Source organism: Mucilaginibacter sp. OK268 (assembly GCF_900103125.1).
In the GTDB taxonomy this organism is placed as follows: domain Bacteria; phylum Bacteroidota; class Bacteroidia; order Sphingobacteriales; family Sphingobacteriaceae; genus Mucilaginibacter.
Genome location: NZ_FNJV01000010.1, coordinates 22512 through 40790, shown reverse-complemented (window position 1 = coordinate 40790; position 18279 = coordinate 22512). Strand labels below are relative to the sequence as shown.

The 18279-nt window shown below is 43.8% G+C and carries 16 protein-coding genes; 5 read left to right on the top strand and 11 right to left on the bottom strand.

Features of this window, described 5'->3' with window-relative positions; all coding sequences use genetic code 11:
* Positions 1-87 precede the first annotated feature (87 nt).
* From BLR84_RS24575 to thrA, 5 genes are all read right to left on the bottom strand, one after another.
* Positions 88-693 (bottom strand): HAD family hydrolase, encoded by a 606-nt coding sequence (locus BLR84_RS24575; RefSeq protein WP_090472918.1) that lies wholly within the window; start codon positions 691-693, stop codon positions 88-90.
* Complete coding sequence (locus BLR84_RS24570; protein WP_143013991.1) at positions 690-1049, bottom strand: hypothetical protein; 360 nt, start codon at positions 1047-1049, stop codon at positions 690-692. Before BLR84_RS24570 ends, BLR84_RS24575 begins: the two co-directional genes overlap by 4 nt.
* A gap of 168 nt (positions 1050-1217) precedes the next feature.
* Positions 1218-2528: a threonine synthase gene (gene thrC, locus BLR84_RS24565; protein ID WP_090472916.1), complete on the bottom strand. Its 1311-nt coding sequence runs from the start codon at positions 2526-2528 to the stop codon at positions 1218-1220.
* Between the two features lie 208 nt (positions 2529-2736).
* Positions 2737-3735 (bottom strand): homoserine kinase, encoded by a 999-nt coding sequence (locus BLR84_RS24560; RefSeq protein ID WP_090472915.1) that lies wholly within the window; start codon positions 3733-3735, stop codon positions 2737-2739.
* A gap of 45 nt (positions 3736-3780) precedes the next feature.
* On the bottom strand, positions 3781-6231 hold the full coding sequence (gene thrA / locus BLR84_RS24555; protein ID WP_090472914.1) for a bifunctional aspartate kinase/homoserine dehydrogenase I: 2451 nt from the start codon (positions 6229-6231) through the stop codon (positions 3781-3783).
* A 376-nt stretch (positions 6232-6607) separates the two neighbouring features.
* Here thrA and rsgA point away from each other — a divergent pair, with 376 nt between their 5' ends.
* Positions 6608-7528, top strand: coding sequence for a ribosome small subunit-dependent GTPase A (gene rsgA, locus BLR84_RS24550; protein ID WP_090472913.1), 921 nt, complete (start codon positions 6608-6610; stop codon positions 7526-7528).
* Positions 7529-7674: 146 nt separating this feature from the next.
* Here the strand turns inward: rsgA and BLR84_RS24545 are convergent, their stop codons facing one another.
* From BLR84_RS24545 to BLR84_RS24535, 3 genes are all read right to left on the bottom strand, one after another.
* Positions 7675-10101 (bottom strand): hypothetical protein, encoded by a 2427-nt coding sequence (locus tag BLR84_RS24545; protein ID WP_143013990.1) that lies wholly within the window; start codon positions 10099-10101, stop codon positions 7675-7677.
* The gene (locus BLR84_RS24540) at positions 10064-11068 is read right to left on the bottom strand and encodes a hypothetical protein (RefSeq protein ID WP_090472911.1); all 1005 of its coding nucleotides are present in this window, start codon (positions 11066-11068) and stop codon (positions 10064-10066) included. The genes BLR84_RS24545 and BLR84_RS24540 overlap by 38 nt, the downstream gene beginning before the upstream one ends.
* A gap of 83 nt (positions 11069-11151) precedes the next feature.
* Positions 11152-12387 (bottom strand): cystathionine gamma-synthase family protein, encoded by a 1236-nt coding sequence (locus BLR84_RS24535; RefSeq protein WP_090472910.1) that lies wholly within the window; start codon positions 12385-12387, stop codon positions 11152-11154.
* 197 nt (positions 12388-12584) lie between these two features.
* Here BLR84_RS24535 and dtd point away from each other — a divergent pair, with 197 nt between their 5' ends.
* The 4 genes from dtd to BLR84_RS24515 all read left to right on the top strand — a co-directional run bounded on the left by dtd (position 12585) and on the right by BLR84_RS24515 (position 14929).
* On the top strand, positions 12585-13043 hold the full coding sequence (dtd, locus tag BLR84_RS24530) for a D-aminoacyl-tRNA deacylase (RefSeq protein ID WP_090472909.1): 459 nt from the start codon (positions 12585-12587) through the stop codon (positions 13041-13043).
* A 120-nt stretch (positions 13044-13163) separates the two neighbouring features.
* A complete protein-coding gene (locus tag BLR84_RS24525; protein WP_090472908.1) occupies positions 13164-13538 on the top strand; it encodes a GxxExxY protein in 375 nt (124 codons plus the stop codon).
* Between the two features lie 67 nt (positions 13539-13605).
* Positions 13606-13932, top strand: a complete 327-nt coding sequence (locus BLR84_RS24520) for a nucleotide pyrophosphohydrolase (RefSeq protein WP_090472907.1) — start codon at positions 13606-13608, stop codon at positions 13930-13932.
* A 115-nt stretch (positions 13933-14047) separates the two neighbouring features.
* The gene (locus BLR84_RS24515) at positions 14048-14929 is read left to right on the top strand and encodes a DUF4349 domain-containing protein (protein ID WP_090472906.1); all 882 of its coding nucleotides are present in this window, start codon (positions 14048-14050) and stop codon (positions 14927-14929) included.
* Between the two features lie 148 nt (positions 14930-15077).
* On the opposite strand, the gene BLR84_RS24510 is transcribed toward BLR84_RS24515, so the two are convergent.
* The 3 genes from BLR84_RS24510 to BLR84_RS24500 form a co-directional block, all read right to left on the bottom strand.
* Positions 15078-15794, bottom strand: a complete 717-nt coding sequence (locus tag BLR84_RS24510) for a 2-phosphosulfolactate phosphatase (protein WP_090473098.1) — start codon at positions 15792-15794, stop codon at positions 15078-15080.
* 94 nt (positions 15795-15888) lie between these two features.
* A complete protein-coding gene (gene gcvT, locus BLR84_RS24505) occupies positions 15889-16968 on the bottom strand; it encodes a glycine cleavage system aminomethyltransferase GcvT (RefSeq protein ID WP_090472905.1) in 1080 nt (359 codons plus the stop codon).
* Positions 16969-17066: 98 nt separating this feature from the next.
* Positions 17067-18266 carry a glycosyltransferase family 4 protein gene (locus tag BLR84_RS24500; protein ID WP_090472904.1) on the bottom strand — a complete coding sequence of 400 codons (1200 nt, stop codon included), beginning with the start codon at positions 18264-18266 and terminating at the stop codon, positions 17067-17069.
* Positions 18267-18279 lie beyond the last annotated feature (13 nt).

Here is an 18279-nt window from a genome sequence, read left to right as displayed (position 1 = left end):
TATGTGGTGTCATGCTGAGCCCGTCGAAGCATGGTGGGTGGGCCTCTGCGCGCGAGTCTTCGACAAGCTCAGACTGACAGGCCTATTCTACAACAAATCCAATGCTTCCAATTCCTTTTCCAATTCCCCGGCCGAGGTAAAGTGTATACTTTTAATACCTGCTTTTTCAGCGGCCAATATATTACGGTAGTTATCATCGATAAACAAGGCGGTTTGTGGATCAACCTGGTAACGATCAAGCAGGATCTGGTAAAACTCCGGTACAGGTTTACGCATCTTCTCGATACCTGATACCACAATGCCATCAAACCAGCCTAAAAAATCATAACGCGCCAAAGCCACCGGGAAAGTTTCGGCCGACCAGTTGGTGAGCGCGTATATTTTATATTTACCACTTGTTTTTAGCCTCCTGAACAGCTCCACTGTATCATGGAAGGGCTCACCCAGCATTTCTTCCCAACGACCGTAAAACGCACGAATATTGGCCTCGTGCTGCGGATGTTGAGCCACCAACAAATCGGTGCCTTCCTGTAAGGAGCGACCGGCATCCTGTTCCTCGTTCCAGTCAGACGTACAAACCGTTGCCAGAAAATCTTTCATTTCCTGCTCATTGGTAAACAAGGTACGGTACATGTAGTGCGGGTTCCAGTCGATCAAAACCGCACCCAGATCAAATATGATGGTATTGATCATTTCTTTTTATCGGAATGTTCGTAAACTTTAACATCAGTAACTACCGAATCCTTCAGGGAAAGGATCAGTTTTTTAACATACGTGGTTTTACCTTTTTTGGTTATCTCATCAATATCATACACCATTTCGGTGGTATTGCTCAGCTGCGGACGGTGCAGCAGGTGGATCACCTCCTGATATTTTAAACCCTTGAGTTTATAGCTTTTTAACAGGTCCTCCAGCATTTTATCCCTGTTGGGAAACTCCAGTCCATCGCCGTAATCCCAGTTTTCACGATCAAATTTTATGTTGCGTTTACAGGCCGCAAAAGACAGGGCGATTACACAGAATAGTAAGATTGCTTTTTTATTAAACATAGTGCCAAAAATCATTGATCAAATATAGCAAGATTCGATTAACGAGCTTTTTATAAAAGAAAATGTCATTGCGAGGAGGAACGACGAAGCAATCGCGAACAATACAAGGCGACCCTGTAGCGTATGCGATTGCCACGCTTCGCTCGCAATGACATAATGGAGAGTATTTTATTCAGCTCCTAACAAGTACGCCTTAAAATCTGCAAAATCCTTGCTCAACGGTACGGCCAGTTTTGTTTTATGCTGCAGCTCTTTTACCTGTTCTGGTATCTCGATCTTAGCGGTTATGGCTTCACTGAAAACATCCGGGAACTTGCAGGGGTGAGCTGTTGATAAGAACACGCCGGCGGTATCCACACTACTATGATCTTGTTGATAATCGGTAAGCGCCTGCCAGGCTATAGCTGTATGCGGGCACACTACATAGCCGTAGATATCAAATACCCAGTTAATGGCCTTTAGGGTTTCTTCGTCGTTATATTTAAAGCCGACAACCAGTTTTTTCAACTCGTCCATGTCATCTTTAAACAGATCGGCAATGCGCACCCAGTTGCTTGGGTTCCCCACATCCATAGCATTAGATAGGGTAGCTACCGATGGTTTTGGTTGATAAACACCTGTTTTTAAAAACTCCGGAACGGTATCATTATCGTTGGTCGCCGCGATGAATTTTTCGACAGGCAAACCCATTTTCCAGGCCAGTAAACCTGCGCCGATGTTACCAAAGTTTCCGCTCGGTACCGAGAAGATCACTTTTTTAACACCTTGTCTTAATAACTGGGCGTAAGCATTAAAGTAATAAAAGGTTTGGGGTACCAGACGTGCTATATTGATAGAATTGGCCGATGTTAAACGGAATTTCGCGTTCAGCTCGGCATCTGTAAAAGCTTGTTTTACCAATGCCTGGCAATCGTCAAAAGTACCGTCCACTTCCAGTGCGCGGATGTTTTGGCCGTTGGTAGTTAATTGCTGCTCCTGCACACCGCTTACTTTGCCTTGCGGGTATAATATGGTTACCCGCGTATTAGGTACACCTAAAAAGCCCAACGCTACTGCACCACCTGTATCGCCACTGGTAGCTACCAGTACGTCCAGTTGTTTTTCGCCTTCTTCTAAAAAATAGCTCATCACCCGGCTCATGAAACGGGCGCCGAAATCTTTAAAGGCCAGTGATGGGCCATGGAAAAGCTCCAGCACATGCACGTTATCATCTAGTTTTACCACAGGAGCCGGGAAGTTGATCGCATCATCGATCAGTGCTTTCAGATCAGCTTCCGGAATAGAATCGCCAAGTAAATTTTGCGCTACCTTAAACGCGATCTCGGGCAGGGAATATTTATCCAGGTTATTGATAAAATCCGCATCTAAGTGAGGGATGCTGTAAGGCATATATAAACCTTTATCCTGCGGCATGCTGTTAAAAACCGCGTCTTTAAAGGATACTTCTGATAAGGTGTTGTTGGTACTGTAGAGTTTCATTTTTTATTTCGGATGTCGAAATTTCGATTTTTCACTTTTGTTTACACCCAATGGTGTTCAAGAGAGCTTCGCTGTTTCGGATTTATTTAATGGCTGTCATGCTGAGCTCGTCGAAGCATGGTGGGCAGGCCTCTGCGCACGCCCTTCGACAGGCTCAGGATGACACCCCTTTATTTTTTGAATTTTAACTTTTGAATTTTGACTTAAATTAAAATCTCGCTATTACCTTCGGTCCGGCATCATTAATCGTGGATACATAAGTGTTCGAGCCAATTTTCAAGCCGGTTAAATGCTGCTGTAGTTTTTGTGTAATGAGCGCGGCCGTTTCTTCGTCCCTGGTAAATGCAAAAACAGATGGACCAGAACCGGAGATGCCAAAGCTCACCGCGCCCATGCCCATGGCTATCTCGCGCATTTTATAAAAATCAGGGATCAGCATGGAACGTACGGGCTCAACCAGTACATCTTTCATGCTGCGCCCTATCAGATCAATATCCTGCATAAATAAACCGCTTACCAGGCCGGCAATATTGCCCCATTGGGTCACGGCGTCTTTCATCTGTATATTCTTACGGATGATCTGGCGGGCCTCCCTTGTGGGCACGTCTACATCAGGGAATACGATGGCGCAGTAAAGATCCTTAGGATGCGGCAGCCTTACCACATCCAACGGCTCGTAGCTACGAATCAGTACAAAGCCACCAAATAAGGCCGGGGCAACGTTATCGGCATGACCCTGACCGCAAGCCATTTCCTCGCCTTTCATGGCAAAAGGCAGCAAATTTATCGGATCAGATTCATCGCCCAATAACGTTTTAATGGCAAACAAACCCGCAACGGTACTGGCCGAGCTGGAACCCAGTCCGCTGCCTATCGGCATTTTTTTGTGCAGTTCTATATCCAACCCAACATCGGTACGACCAATGCTCTGCAAATAATGCAGCACGCTTACGCTCACCGTGTTTTTGGCCGGATCAAGCGGCAGGCGACCGTCATCACCGGTAATTTTGCTGATGGTGATGCCTGGTTTATCAGTCATCCGCATGATCACCTCGTCGCCGGGTTCATTAACGGCAAAACCCAGTACATCAAAACCGCAAACCACGTTGGCTACTGTGGCCGGGGCAAAAACGTGAACCCCCCTGCCCCCTGAAGGGGGAGCTATATGCGAGGGGTTTTTTAATTCTTCTATTTTATTATCTTCCATTTTTTTATCAAACTATAGTTCCCCCTTCAGGGGGTTAGGGGGCTTTTAATTAGCGCCCAGATTTATCAGATCAGCAAACACACCGGCTGCGGTAACTTCAGCACCGGCACCAGGGCCTTTTACCACCAGCGGGCGTTCTTTATACCTATCGGTAGTGAAGGAGATGATATTATCACTGCCCGATAGCATATAGAAAGGGTGGTTTTCATCAACCATTTGCAGGGTGATGGTTACTTTACCATTCTCCAATTTGCCTATATAACGCAATACCTTGCCATCTTTTGCAGCCTGGTCTTTCAGTTTGGCAAAGTGGGCATCCTCTGTTTTTAGTGTGGCGTAAAAGTCATCTACCGATTTTGCTTCCAGGCTGGCTTTTGGCAATACGCTTTCGATCTCTACATCCGCTTCTTCCATAGCGTAACCGGCATCACGGGCCAGGATCAGCATTTTGCGCATAAAATCCTTGCCGCTCAGGTCATCGCGAGGATCGGGTTCGGTATAACCTTTTTCCTGTGCTTCTTTTACCACATCGTGGAAATTAGCATCGCCCTTAAAGTTATTAAAAATGAAGGAGATGGTACCCGACAGAATCGCTTCGATGCGCTGTACCCGGTCGCCACTGTTCATCAGGTTTTTTAGGGTGTTGATGATCGGCAAACCCGCACCTACGTTGGTCTCGTAGAAAAAGTCGACCCCATGACGGCGCGCGGTATCCTTAAAGGTTTTGTATTGCTGATAGCTGCCGGAGTTCCCTATTTTATTACAGGTGATCACCGAGATATTGGCTTTAAACACCTGCTCATAAAAACCTATCGGCACCGGGCTGGCGGTATTATCAATAAATACACAGTTGGGCAGGTTCATCTCTTTCATCTTGCTGATGAAGCTCTGAAGATCGGCCTCATAAGGCGAAGCCTGCAAATCATCCTGCCAGGTATCCAGTGATACGCCATCGCTGTTGAAAGTCATTTTGCGGGTATTGCTGATGCCCGCTATTTTTACCTGTATGCCATTATTATCTTTTAAATACTGGCTGTGGGCGTTCAATTGATTAAACAGTGTTTTACCGATGTTCCCTGTACCCAGGCAAAAGGCATGCAGCGTTTTGGTGAGCTGCACAAAAAAGGCATCATGCACGGCATTCAGCGCTTTAGAAAGATCATTAGCCGAGATAATCACCGAGATATTATATTCTGATGAGCCTTGCGCGATGGCCCTTACGTTAACGCCATTGCGGCCCAACGCATGGAACAATTTGCCCGACATGCCCGGGGTTTGTTTCATGTTTTCGCCCACGATGGCCAGTATGGCCAGGTTTTTTTCGATCACCAGGTGCTCCAGTTTTTTGGCCAGCAGCTCCAGTTCAAACTCTTGTTCTATCACCTGTTTGGCACGCTCGGTATCCTGTGGTTGTACCGCAAAGGTGATGCTATGCTCTGATGATGATTGGGTGATGAGGATCACATTGATCTGCTCACGGGCCAGCAACGAGAACAAGCGACCGCTAAAGCCCGATTTACCCACCATGCCGCTGCCTTCCAGGTTCAGAATGCTGATATTATTGATAGAAGAGATCCCTTTAATAGGCAGGCTTGACGCTTTACAATCATGACGGATCACCGTACCTTCAAACTCTGGTTCGAAGGTGTTTTTGATCACGATAGGGATCTTTTTCAGGAAAGCCGGGATCATGGTTGGCGGATAGATCACCTTGGCGCCGAAGTAGGAAAGCTCCATCGCCTCGGTATAGGTAAGCTCCGTTAACGAGAAGGCCTTTTTCACCATCCGCGGATCGGCGGTCATCATGCCGTTAACGTCTGTCCAGATCTGTATCTCCTTGGCATTAAGCGCCGAGCCGAATATAGCCGCGGTATAATCGCTGCCGCCTCGGCCCAGGGTAGTGGTTTGCCCCACATCATTACCTGCTATAAAGCCGGTTACAATGAGCATTTTATCTTTATTGGCCTCGTACAGGTTACGGATCAGCATTTCAGACAGCTCGGTATTCACTTTGGCATTACCAAAAGCGCTGTCGGTTTTGATCACTTCGGCAGCATCAACAAAAAGCACATCTTTAAAATGCTGAGCAGCTATTTTGCTCACCATAATGGTGGAGCAGCGCTCGCCATAGCTTAATATCTGGTCGCGGGTTTTGGGGGTCAATTCCCTGAGGGTCAGTACGCCCTGCAGCAACTCCTCCAGCTGGTTAAAATGAATTTTTAAACGGGTAAAAGCCGGATTTTGGTTTTGCACATCCAGTAGGCTTTTCACCACATCAAAGTGGCGTTTTTCCAGTTCGGCCAGGGCCGCGGTAAATTCCTTGCCTTCGGAGGCATCCTCGGCCATTGATGCCAGCAGGTTAGTTACCCCGCCCATGGCCGATAGTACCACTACCGGTTTTTCCGGTTTTTTAAATTCATCGCTCAGGATGTTTAAAAGAGTTTGGATGCTTGCTATTGATCCTACGGATGTACCGCCAAATTTTAGAACTTTCATTTATGGTTTAGTGTCAATAATATTTAAACAAAAAAGCCTTCCTCTTTGCGGAGGAAGGCTTTCATTTGGTTTCTTTTTTATGTTTTTACACCATACGATTATCTTCCTCCGAGGTTTATGCCGGTGGTAATAATAATGGTAATAATGGTGTTGTTAAGTGTCATATATAATGTCTGTAAAGTAAGTAGATTAATCTTTAAATAGCAAGGATTATTTTATTTTTTATGAAAAAGCGAATAAAAAGGCTGATTTGTATCATATAATTGCTTGAATGCTAAAAAAGCAGATACAAACTGCCGGCTTTTGCCATAATTTTTGAGCATTACACCCTAAAATAAAGCGATGGCAAATTAATTATTACTTTTGGGGCTATAATATGCAGGGATTAATCACCAAATCAACAGGAAGCTGGTACCAGGTACAAACCCCCGATGGGCAATGTATAGATTGCCGCATTAAGGGGAAATTCAGAATGAACGGGATCACCACCACCAACCCGGTGGCTGTTGGCGATGTGGTTGATTTTGAAATGGAGCCCAATAGCGAAAACGGCGTGATCACCAATCTCCAGCAGCGTAAAAATTATATTATCCGTAAGGCCATTAACCTGAGCAAGCAGGCGCAGATCATCGCCGCCAATCTCGACCAGGCCCTGCTGGTGGTTACCCTGGCATCGCCCCGTACCTCACTGGGCTTTATCGACCGTTTCCTGGTAACCGCCGAAGCTTATGATATACCCGCGCGATTGATATTTAACAAACTCGACCTGTTTAGCGATGAGGGCCTGGAGATACTGGCCGATTACAAGGCCATATATGAAAATATAGGCTACCCCTGCTTTGAGGTATCGGCGCTTGATGGCACCAATATCAACCAGGTGCAGGAATTGTTAAAGGATAAAGTAACCCTGTTCTCCGGACACTCGGGTGTGGGCAAATCAAGCCTGATCAACAGTCTGCTGCCCAGCCTCGACCTTCGTACGCACATGGTATCTGAATGGAGCGACAAAGGCATGCACACCACTACCTTCGCCGAAATGTTTGAACTGCCTCAAGGCGGTTTCATTATTGATACCCCCGGCATCCGCGAGTTAGGCGTAATCGATATTGAGAAACAGGAGCTGGGCCACTTTTTCCCCGAAATGCGCGAACGTATGAACGAGTGTCGCTTCAACAACTGCCGCCATATTAATGAGCCAGGCTGCGCCGTACTGGAAGCCCTCGAAAACGGCGAGATCGAACTATCCCGCTATGAAAGCTACCTGAGTATTTATCATGGTAACGATACCAGGGCGTAGTTCTCAGAATCAAGAAGTAAGAGTTAAGACAATAAAGTCCCGCCCGTCATCCTGAACTTGTTTCAGGATCTCTCAGGACAAGCCTTATGCGACCGGGCGTATGGGATGCCGAAACAAGTTCGGCATGACTTCATTCATATTATTAACTACTTTCTGCCAGCCTTCAAAAAGTCCCTCAAATAACTGCAATCATTTACCGCCAGTTTATAATAGGCTGTTTTGCCATAGTTTTTTTGCAATTCGGCAAAGTAAGGATTGCGCCTTACGGCTTTATCATAACCCTTTTCGGCATTTTGCAATTTGGTGTAATTATAATCCGGAAAATCGGAGTAGGATGGCAGCTTGATTTGCTTTTGACGGCATTTGGCAGCCATAAAGGTGCATTTGGCTTTAAACTCCGCACTGGCACTCAACTGCCTGGCTTGTAAAAACAGTTTTTCGGCATTGCTGGTTTTTATATAGTCGGCGTCATAATAGTATATGGATTTACGGCCATAATCTGTCGACGACCAATCATAGCTGATCAGGTACCAGGCATTACCATAGGTTGAGGTATTGTATAAAGCCGTAGCCATAGCGAAGTAACTGGTCGCGGCATTTTTAGGATCGGCTTTAATTTGTTTTTGATAAGCCACCATGGCCTGTGCAAACTGGCGCTTATTATATCCTTTACCGTTTTTATTTAACAGCAGTTTAGGGTAATCGGGCATCTGACTGATGAATGGATCGGCACCGGTTGCTTTTTCATCGTAAAAATTGGTTGGGAATTTATTCAAAGCTTTTTCATTAACCTGGTTTAAAGCAGCAACAGCTTCGGGATATTTATGCTCCCGCAGATAGGCGGTACCCAACAGCCCGTACAGATCATCCGTTTTATAAATAACCAGTTTCTTTGTCATAAAATTAAGATACGGGGTAGCTGGCGGGCTTTTTTTCCAGGCCACCAATTTATTGATGGCCGATGAATGCAGGTAGTTTTGCCAAAAGCTGATGGTTTGATAACTTAGCTCTATCACTTTTTTTATGGTGGCATCACCCTGCAGCATGGCCAAAGCGGCTTTACTGGTATCGCGCTGTTTAAGATAGACTGGCGCCATAATGTTCTGATAAAAATTGCGCGCGGTAGCTGCAAATGGATATTGCCCATAAAAACCCCAATCGCGACTGGAAGTATTGACTTTAACCTCATGGGCAACTTTTCCATCGAGCCATTTGAGCGATGGTAATAAAGCAGCTTCGTTTACCTCATTATATTGCTGCATGCCCTGCGCGGTAAGTAGCAGCTGGATGATCTGTTTTTGATCATTAAATTTATCGCTTAGCTTTTCGCCTTTAAGCGCGTCAAGGTAGGCCATACCGCCTTTGGTATCTTTTTGCATCCAGGCCATGTAGGCTTGTGCCAACTTAGCCAGGCCATATTCAGGGTATTTTTTTTCTGATGATAGTTGTTCACAAAAAGCATTCAACTGTTTCATGTGGTTTTGCGCACGGAGCCTGCTGCTATCGGCCAGTTTGCCGTAGTAAGAATTAACCAGGATAGAATTACCTTCCGTTGTGGGCGTAAGATATTCTTCTTCCAGTTTATTAATCTCACGCACCAGCAATACACCCACCATATCAGATGTTGGTTCATACTGATAAACTTGTTTTAAGGAGTGGCTATCTAACTCTGAATTACTGAAACCATCAATAGCCATAATCGCGGCCTTCTCGCTTTTACTGGTAGTTAAAGCCAAAACCTGCGCGCTTTTTACACGGATATAGTTATAATTACGATAGGCCTGCACGCGTCTTTCGGGATATTGGGCAAATACCTTCGAAAACAGGTAAGCGGCCTGTACCGTATCCTTCAGCCAGCGCTCTTCGCCAGCCTTTAACGCCAACGACCATCCTTTTACATGGCTGCCTGATTTATAATCTGCAATGTATTTATCGTACACATTAACCGCATCTTTATCATTGCCACCATAATGCAGCAGGCGTTGTGCCTGGTACAGGAAACGCAATTTGATGAATGGATCTTTCTCAGCAACCGCATATTGCATAGCTTCTTTGCCGGCGGCTTCCAGACTTGCGGTATCTTTGGGTTTGGGATCCCAGTAATCAGATTTTACATTCGCTATCGGTTCTACACTTTTGGCAAAACGATAATATTTCAACGCGCTTTTGTTCGATGGGAGCGCCTGCAAAAAAGTGTTATTCTTTAAACTATCTGGCAAGTTCCCTTTACCATCTAAGTATCCTACGTATAAAGCGGTATCGGCACTGCCTTTTAGTTGGTACATGGCTTTCTGTACGTCGGCCGCTTTAACGCTGCCACTTAAATACGCTGCCCATTCGCGCGAGTTAATTTCGGCCTCGCTTACCCGTTCATCATCGTCATACAGAAATTTATATCCTGTAAAATAAAAAGGCTCATACTCCTGCGTACGCTGTAGGTTGTTGTGGAAAAACGAAATGTAATAATCGTACGGATCAGCCTCCGGACCGCAGGCAATATTAATAGCAATTTCGGCAAAAAAGCAAATGATCAAACTAACGGAACAGATGAGTAGTTTTTTCGAGGTCGTCATAGGTATAGGTTTTTATAGTAGCTTCATCCAGGTGAAAATAAATAACGTTTACCGTATCCGCCTTTATAAGCGGCGATAAATAGCTGGCTGTAGCCTGCAAATTACCCGCCGATGCGTTTTCCCAGCGCAGCTCATCGTTGGTTTTTAAACCGTAATCTGGTAAATTGGTTTTAGCCCGGTAAAGGTTATTTTTTATAAATATAAATTGATTTTTATTATTCAGATCATCGGATGAGATCCTTTTAGCTATACCGATATATTCCTTATTCCGGAAAGCTACGGCCCAGCTGAACAGAGGTAAACCGATATCAACAGGCATGGGATAAGCGGTCACATTATCGCCCAGGTATTTTTTTAATTCGCTTATTTCCAGGATGGAGTTTTGCTCCCCGTACTTGCGCAGGTTGCCCATATTGTAGCACATCAGCATTACGCGATTTACAGGAGGGATACCACTCCCTTTTTGATTTTTTAACTGATGCAGCCGCAGGGTAGCCGAAATAGTTTTTGTTTTCAGTTCTTTAACCTGGCGCAATTGCCCAAGCAGATAAAAATAATTTTCGCGGGTTGAGGCCGTCCAATCGCAATCTATCTGTAATTCGGTAAAAGAGGTTTTGCCGGCCTGCTGCACTTTCCCATTTACAAAGCGAACAATGTTACCAGCCAATGCATCAAGCTGTGGGCGAGTCGTAGTTTTTAGTACATTGTTAACGATGAATATTACGGGCACCATCTCCACCGTATCCGGAAGCTTGTTTTGAAATGTTATGGGCGATACCGGGGCCGGATTGATGCCACTCTCGTCCATATCCACATCCATGATACGCATATACAGTTTATGCGCGTGCAGCCTGTTCAGATAGCCGGATTCGGTTTGGTTACTTTTATAAACCGTTTTCCAGAAATAAAAAGAAGTGTTGATAACCCGGTTGTGCCGGCAAGAAGAGAAGCAAGATTCAAGAATCAAGACTGTAAGAAAAAGGACTAAGGTTTTTTGTGCCGATCTCATCCCTGTATCTTCTCTTGATTCCTGACTCCGGTATCTTCGGTCTAATCCAAGGCAGCTTTAAAATCAGCCATCAGGTCTTCCAGGTCTTCGATACCTATCGAAAGGCGGATCATGGTTTCCGGGATACCCATTTCGGCGCGTTTATCGGCACCCAACTCAAAAAATATAGTTTGAGCAACCGGGATAGATAACGTACGGGTATCGCCCAGGTTGCTTGATTTTACAACCAGTTTCAGCTTATTTAAAAAGGCAAGGCAATCAATACTTTCATCCAGCTCGATGCTCATCAAACCGCCAAATTTTTTGAATAGTTTGCCTGCACGCTCATGCTGAGGATGGCTTGCAACCCCCGGGTAAAATACCTGTTTGATCTTAGGATGCGCCTCAAAATACTGAGCAAGCGCCAATGCATTGCTACAGGCGCGCTCCAAACGCAGGGCCAGTGTTTCGGCCCCAACAGAAATAGTATGCGCGGCTTCGGGCGATAATGTACCGCCAGAATCTCTTAGTCCTTTTTTGCGAATCTGGGTAAGGCCTAATGTCTCAGGTTTTACTTGTTTTTTAAAGGTCTCGAAAATATTAGGATAAGTAGTCCAGTTAAATAATCCGGTATCTGTAACACAGCCGCCCAGCGCATCGCCATGGCCACCAATGTATTTAGTTAAGGAGTTGATCACCAAACTTGCTTTAACATCAATAGGGTTAAACAAGTAAGGCGAGGTCATGGTGTTATCCACAACATATATGATCCCTTTTTGTGCGCAAAGCTCACCAATAGCTTCCAGGTCGGCAACCTGTGTAGCTGGGTTAGCAATGGTTTCAACAAACACCATTTTGGTGCTGGCTTTAACTTCGCTGCGTACATTTTCAACATCGGTAGCATCCACAAAAGAAATATCCAAACCCATATCAATATAAGTTTGAAAGATACTGCGGGTGTTACCAAACAGGAATGAACTGGCTACAATATGATCGCCATGTTTTATAAGGGCCATTACCGTTGCCGAAATAGCCGCCATACCGGTTGAAAAAGCGATAGACGATAATCCTTTTTCCATATTGGTAACCTTATGCTCCAAGGCGGTAACAGTAGGGTTACCCTGGCGCGAATAAGCGTATCCTTTTTTCTTGTTCTGGAAAATATCAACCAGGTCCTGCACATCCTCATGCCCATAAGTTACCGAAGTATGTATGGGTTTGTGTAATGATCCATGCTCTGGTTTACCTAAGCGGTCGGAGTGTAAAATGGTGGTGGTAAAGCCTCTTTTTGTTGTCATTTTGTACCTATTAATTAAAAAACATAATAGCGGTTGCGAACTTAGTTTTTTTTGAGCAAAAAATAACGGTTTTGTTGCATAAGAAACAGGATATGAGAATCAAGAGACAAGAAAAAGCCATGAATTAAATAAAAAATCCTGTTTCTTATCTCATGATTCTTGACTCTTACTAACTTGCTGCTTTAAAATTTAAAACAATGAGAGCTGTTTTACAACGCGTTACTGAGGCCAACTGCAAGGTTGATGGCAAGATCACAGGCGAGATCAAACTGGGTTTCCTGGTTTTATTGGGCATTGAAGAGGCCGATACTGATGATGATTTGAATTGGCTGGCCAATAAAATTACAGGCATGCGTGTTTTTGGAGACGAAAACGGGCTGATGAACAAAGCGCTGGCTGATGTTGACGGGGAGATCCTGCTTATCTCGCAATTTACCCTGTTTGCCCAGACAAAAAAGGGCAACCGGCCGTCCTTTATTAAGGCAGCCAGACCAGATAAAGCTATACCGATGTATGAGCAAATGATCAAAACATTGGAAACACTTACCGGCAAAAAGATAGCTACGGGTATTTTCGGTGCTGATATGAAGATCAGCCTGGTGAACGACGGACCTGTCACCATCATCATGGATACAAGGGATAAAGATGACCACTAATTACACGGATTGGATCGAATTACACTAATTTTTTTATTCGTGAAATTGGTCTTAATTAGTGAAATTAGTGTCCACCGTTATTCGTGAAATTCGATCCCATTCGTGTAATTAGTGTTAATCATGGCTGATTTGTTATTTAAGGAAGAGTCCTATAAAATTATTGGTGCCTGCTTCGAGGTACATAAAATACTTGGTCATGGATTTAAAGAAGCCGTTTATAAAGACGCTTTGGAATTTGAGTTTATCAGATCAGGAATTCCTTTCATCCGGGAAAAGCCTTACACCATCTTTTATAAAGAACAAAAGCTTAAACACTTCTTTGTTGCCGATTTTGTGGTTTATGATAATATCATTCTCGAAATAAAGATCAGCAACGTCATCGGTGAACCGCACATTAAACAAACGCTAAACTACCTAAAAGCCTCAGGTCTCAGATTGGGTGTCGTTATTAATTTCGGTGCACCGTCTTTAACTTATCAAAGAGTAATATTCTAATAATCAGGCTATATACCAGCCAATTCGTGTAATTCGACAAAATTCGTGTAATTAGTAAAAAAATTTTATGGAAATTAAAGAAGCGCAGCATCTTGTAGATAAGTGGATAAAAACCATGGGTATCCGGTATTTTAATGAGCTCACCAATACAGCCATTTTGATGGAAGAGGTGGGTGAAGTGGCCCGCATTATGGCGAGGCAGTATGGTGAGCAATCATTTAAAAAATCGGATACAGAGGTTAACCTGGCAGATGAAATGGCAGATGTGTTGTTTGTATTGATATGCCTTGCTAACCAAACCGGAATTGACCTCACGGATGCGCTGGAGAAGAATATGGAAAAGAAAAGCATCCGTGATGCCGACCGGCATAAGAACAATGAAAAGCTGAAATAAAGCAGCAAAACAGAATTATATTTTGAAATAATAATTTATTGGGAATTTAATTTTGTTTTTATGTATATTTACAAGGCTGATCAGAATTTATGGTAACATATTAATTAGCCTTGTTATGAAAGTTTACCTTATTTCCATCTCTTTCTTAATCGCTCTATCGGCTTGTGGACACAAAGCCGATCAACATTTTAAGGTAACTGAAGTTGCTTTAGCCCCGCCAGTAGTAAAAGCAGATAATGAAGTGCTTGAAAAAGCTCCTGTTGCACAGTATGATGCGATTGAAGAGCCATCCGGCAACTCAAATACCACTGATCAAGTTCGTGACACCACAAAAAAGATCATTAAAAGCGGTACTATTCAGTTTGAAGCCAGCAACATTAATGCTGCCCGCAAAAAGATCCTGCAATCGCTCAAAAAATATGGGGGCTATGTGGATGAGGATAATCAGACTACCAACAGCGATATAAACCGTAAAGAGTATAATTTAAAAATAAGTATCCCGGCTAAGTATTTTGATTTTCTGGTTGATTCGGTGTCTGCATCGGCCGATAAGATCGATACCAAAAATATTTCTATAACGGATGTTACCACCCGGTATATCGATATGAAAACCCGGTTGGATAATAAAAAGATCCTTGAAACCCGTTATCTCGAACTGCTTAAAAAAGGAACAAAGATCTCGGACCTGCTGGAGATTGAAAATAAGCTGACCGGGATCCGCAGCGATATTGAATCGGCCCAGGGACAGCTGAATTACCTGAATAAACAAGTAGCTTACAGTTCCCTGGATATCACTTTTTATACAAAAGCAACTACCCAGAATATTGATGATCAGTTTACTTATAAATTTAAATCCTCCATCACTACCGGATGGGACTTTTTAAAAAACCTGTTTTTCGGGATAATTTCAATCTGGCCTCTCCTGGTAATTGCAGGGATTATTTACTTCATGTTAAAAAGCTGGAGAAAGAGAAGAAGGGTAAAAAAAGAGGCGTAAGGCCTCTATCATCTCCACGCGTCATTGCGAGGTACGAAGCAATCTCTACGTAGGCAGTCAACTATGCAAACTTGCTCTGTACAGCATAGAGATTGCTTCGTACCTCGCAATGACGTGATGGTTGTACTATACTAAAGCAGAACTTTACCTAAACCAACCTCACCAACCGCTCTCCCTCCAACACAGGGATTGCGGTTGTAATATCGATTTGCAAGCAAAATTCAATATCTTTTTCGATGCCTAATTTCTTAAGCCGCTCGCCATGGGATGTTTTCTTCAGATAAAGATTAATATCATCCTTACCTAACTGAAAAAGATCATTGGCGGCAATGGCGGCATCATCCAATACAAAATCTTCGGTTTTTAGCTGTTCAATTACGGCACCGGCAAACAGGGTGTCTTCCAGGTTAAAATTATTTTTCCAGCCGGCACATACCAGTAATATATTTTCGTGCTGGGTTTTTAACCAGTTACTTAATGCAGTAAGATTTAAAAATGAGCCAATAACAATACGTTTGGCGCTACGTGATAAATGCAGCGCGTGCGTGCCGTTGGTAGTAGTAAGCACCACCGTTTTACCCGCCACCTTTTCGGCAGTGTAGGAGAATGGCGAGTTGCCAAAATCAAAGCCCTCTACTACTTTTCCATCACGCTCTGCTGCCAGAAGGTAATCCAGCCCTTTCTCTCTATACGCGGAACACTCTTCAACCTGTGATACCGGGATAATAGCCTCAGCACCGTTTTCAATACCATAACATATAGATGATGTTGCCCTGAAAATATCAATAACCACTACAATGTATTCTTCTACATTATAAAGCGACAGCAATGCCGGGGTAAGGCAAACGTTTAAATTTTTAGTCATTTGTGATTTGGTCATTATATCATTTAGTCATCAGGTCATTATTGCAATGAGCCAACAAAAATGACTTAATGACCAAATGACCCGAAGAAAATGACTACTTATAGAAAGGCGGCTTTACAATTTTAGCCTTCACTTTGTTATCCCTGATGCTGATGTATATGTCAGCGCCTTCTTTGGCAAACTCGGTATTTATATAACCCATGCCAATGGCTTTTTGTAATGATGGCGATTGTGTTCCGGATGTTACCCTGCCTATATTGTTACCATCGGCATCAACAATAGGGTAGTCGTGACGGGGGATACCTCGTTCGATCATTTCAAAGCCTACCAGCTTGCGGCTCACACCGGCTTGTTTTTGCTGTTGCAGCGCCTCGGAATTGGTAAATGTTTTGCTGAATTTTGTTACCCAACCCAAACCGGCTTCCAGCGGAGAAGTGGCATCATCAATATCATTACCATATAAGCAGAAGCCCATTTCCAGGCGTAAGGTATCACGTGCGCCCAAACCAATTGGTTTAATGCCGAATGGTTCGCCGGCTTTAAAGATAGCCTCCCAGATCTGATCGGCATATTGGTTATCGAAATAGATCTCAAAACCACCTGCACCGGTATATCCCGTAGCAGATATGATCACATTATCAATGCCGGCAAACTTTCCTCTGTTAAAGGTGTAATACTCCATAGATACCAGGTCGACATCGGTAAGGCTTTGCAATGCTTCAGCTGCTTTGGGGCCTTGGATAGCCAGCAGCGAGGTGCGATCTGATATATTCTTCATCTCCACACCCATGGTGTTATATTTAGATATCCAGTTCCAGTCTTTTTCAATATTGGAGGCATTTACCACCAGCATATAGGTTTTTTCATCTAAACGATAAACCAGCAGGTCATCCACAATACCACCATCCTCATTAGGTAGGCAGGAGTATTGTACTTTGCCGTCATATAATTTGGAAGCATCGTTGCTGGTAACCTGTTGTATCAAGTCAAGGGCATGGTCGCCTTTTAAAATAAATTCGCCCATGTGACTTACATCAAATACACCTACCGCTTTACGTACAGTTTCGTGTTCGGCGTTTATCCCGGCATATTGCACAGGCATATTGTAACCAGCAAAGGGTACCATTTTGGCACCGGCTTTAATGTGTGTATCTGTTAAGGCAGTGTTCTTCATCGTTAACGTTTATGGCGCAAAAGTAATTATTCTGACGGGAATTTCTAAGGCCCAATGAGCCTTGATTTTTGAGGTCAAATTTTAAGCGGACTTAAGGACTAACTCAGCTTCTCATAAAACTGCGCCAAGTCATGACTTACCGCGTTTACATCGTGCTGCTGTTCAACCAGCTTTCGCGCGTTTGTGCCTATAGTACGGCAATATTCTTCATCGGTAATGCAACGCTCAATGGCATCATAAAACTCTTCCTGGTTATTGGCTATGATAATATTGGTGCCGTTTTCGAAATTTATACCTTCGGCCCCGATGGATGTGGAAATGATGCACTTTTTCATGGCCATACCCTCCACAATTTTCACCCGCATACCCCCGCCCGATAAAAGTGGCACAATCATAATAGCTTTACTATTTACAAATTCAAACGCATCGTCCACTTCGCCCTGGATAAATATTTTACCCATCACTTCGTAATCGTCAAAGCGTTCTGGAATGTTGTGACCGGCTACATAAAACTTTACGCGCAGATCACCATCAGTAAGGTCCTTGTGAAAATTGTCAATAAACCACTCGATACCTTCGCGATTAGGCAACCAGTCTAGCGATCCCAGGAAAAACAAGCTTGGAAATTCTGTTTTTTCAAAATCGGGCCGGTACAGGGTAAGATCGATCCCTACCGGGAATATTTCAACCGGGATAGTGGTTCCATATGATAGGATGGTATTTTTATCTTCGGTTGTAAAAACGGCAATAGCATCCACTTTATTGAGTTGCTGTAGCTCATAATCCTTTACCCGTCGGGCCAGCATACGCAGATACCATTTTTTAAACAGGTCGCTTTTTTGCTGCGCCAGCCGTTGCCATACCTGGTGCTCAATATTATGTGAGCGATAAATCAGTTTGGCCCTGGAATGCTTACGTATAGCCGCTAAGTAAGGTGTTACAAACAAACCTTCAAACTGCACAATATCATAAGCCGTTTGCCGAAGCTCGCGGATTAATAGTTTTTCGAACTCAGCGTCGTAATACCGGTCAATATCATTTGATTTTTTGCTGATCAGGTTTATTAGTCCATCCAGCATAGATATACTGATGTCGATATTATAGGTGGTATAATTTATTTTAGTCAGCAGGTCATCCGTTACTTCATGTGGGCTTCCGTTATATTTTTTGGCGTTCAACGCCACCAACGATACCTTATGTCCAAGCGCAACCAGGCCTTTTATGGTGTTACACACCACAATGGCATAGCCTCCGTTTTGCGGAAACGGCACTCGGTGAGTTAAAATAAGGATTTTCAATTGGATATCTGGT

What these genes read in the sequence shown, in the direction of transcription:
- BLR84_RS24575 (WP_090472918.1), bottom strand. Translation starts at nt 693, where the DNA reads ATGATCAATACCATCATATTTGATCTGGGTGCGGTTTTGATCGACTGG.
- BLR84_RS24570 (WP_143013991.1), bottom strand. Translation starts at nt 1,049, where the DNA reads ATGTTTAATAAAAAAGCAATCTTACTATTCTGTGTAATCGCCCTGTCT.
- thrC (WP_090472916.1), bottom strand. Translation starts at nt 2,528, where the DNA reads ATGAAACTCTACAGTACCAACAACACCTTATCAGAAGTATCCTTTAAA.
- BLR84_RS24560 (WP_090472915.1), bottom strand. Translation starts at nt 3,735, where the DNA reads ATGGAAGATAATAAAATAGAAGAATTAAAAAACCCCTCGCATATAGCT.
- thrA (WP_090472914.1), bottom strand. Translation starts at nt 6,231, where the DNA reads ATGAAAGTTCTAAAATTTGGCGGTACATCCGTAGGATCAATAGCAAGC.
- rsgA (WP_090472913.1), top strand. Translation starts at nt 6,608, where the DNA reads ATGCAGGGATTAATCACCAAATCAACAGGAAGCTGGTACCAGGTACAA.
- BLR84_RS24545 (WP_143013990.1), bottom strand. Translation starts at nt 10,101, where the DNA reads ATGACGACCTCGAAAAAACTACTCATCTGTTCCGTTAGTTTGATCATT.
- BLR84_RS24535 (WP_090472910.1), bottom strand. Translation starts at nt 12,387, where the DNA reads ATGACAACAAAAAGAGGCTTTACCACCACCATTTTACACTCCGACCGC.
- dtd (WP_090472909.1), top strand. Translation starts at nt 12,585, where the DNA reads ATGAGAGCTGTTTTACAACGCGTTACTGAGGCCAACTGCAAGGTTGAT.
- BLR84_RS24525 (WP_090472908.1), top strand. Translation starts at nt 13,164, where the DNA reads ATGGCTGATTTGTTATTTAAGGAAGAGTCCTATAAAATTATTGGTGCC.
- BLR84_RS24520 (WP_090472907.1), top strand. Translation starts at nt 13,606, where the DNA reads ATGGAAATTAAAGAAGCGCAGCATCTTGTAGATAAGTGGATAAAAACC.
- BLR84_RS24515 (WP_090472906.1), top strand. Translation starts at nt 14,048, where the DNA reads ATGAAAGTTTACCTTATTTCCATCTCTTTCTTAATCGCTCTATCGGCT.
- BLR84_RS24510 (WP_090473098.1), bottom strand. Translation starts at nt 15,794, where the DNA reads ATGACTAAAAATTTAAACGTTTGCCTTACCCCGGCATTGCTGTCGCTT.
- gcvT (WP_090472905.1), bottom strand. Translation starts at nt 16,968, where the DNA reads ATGAAGAACACTGCCTTAACAGATACACACATTAAAGCCGGTGCCAAA.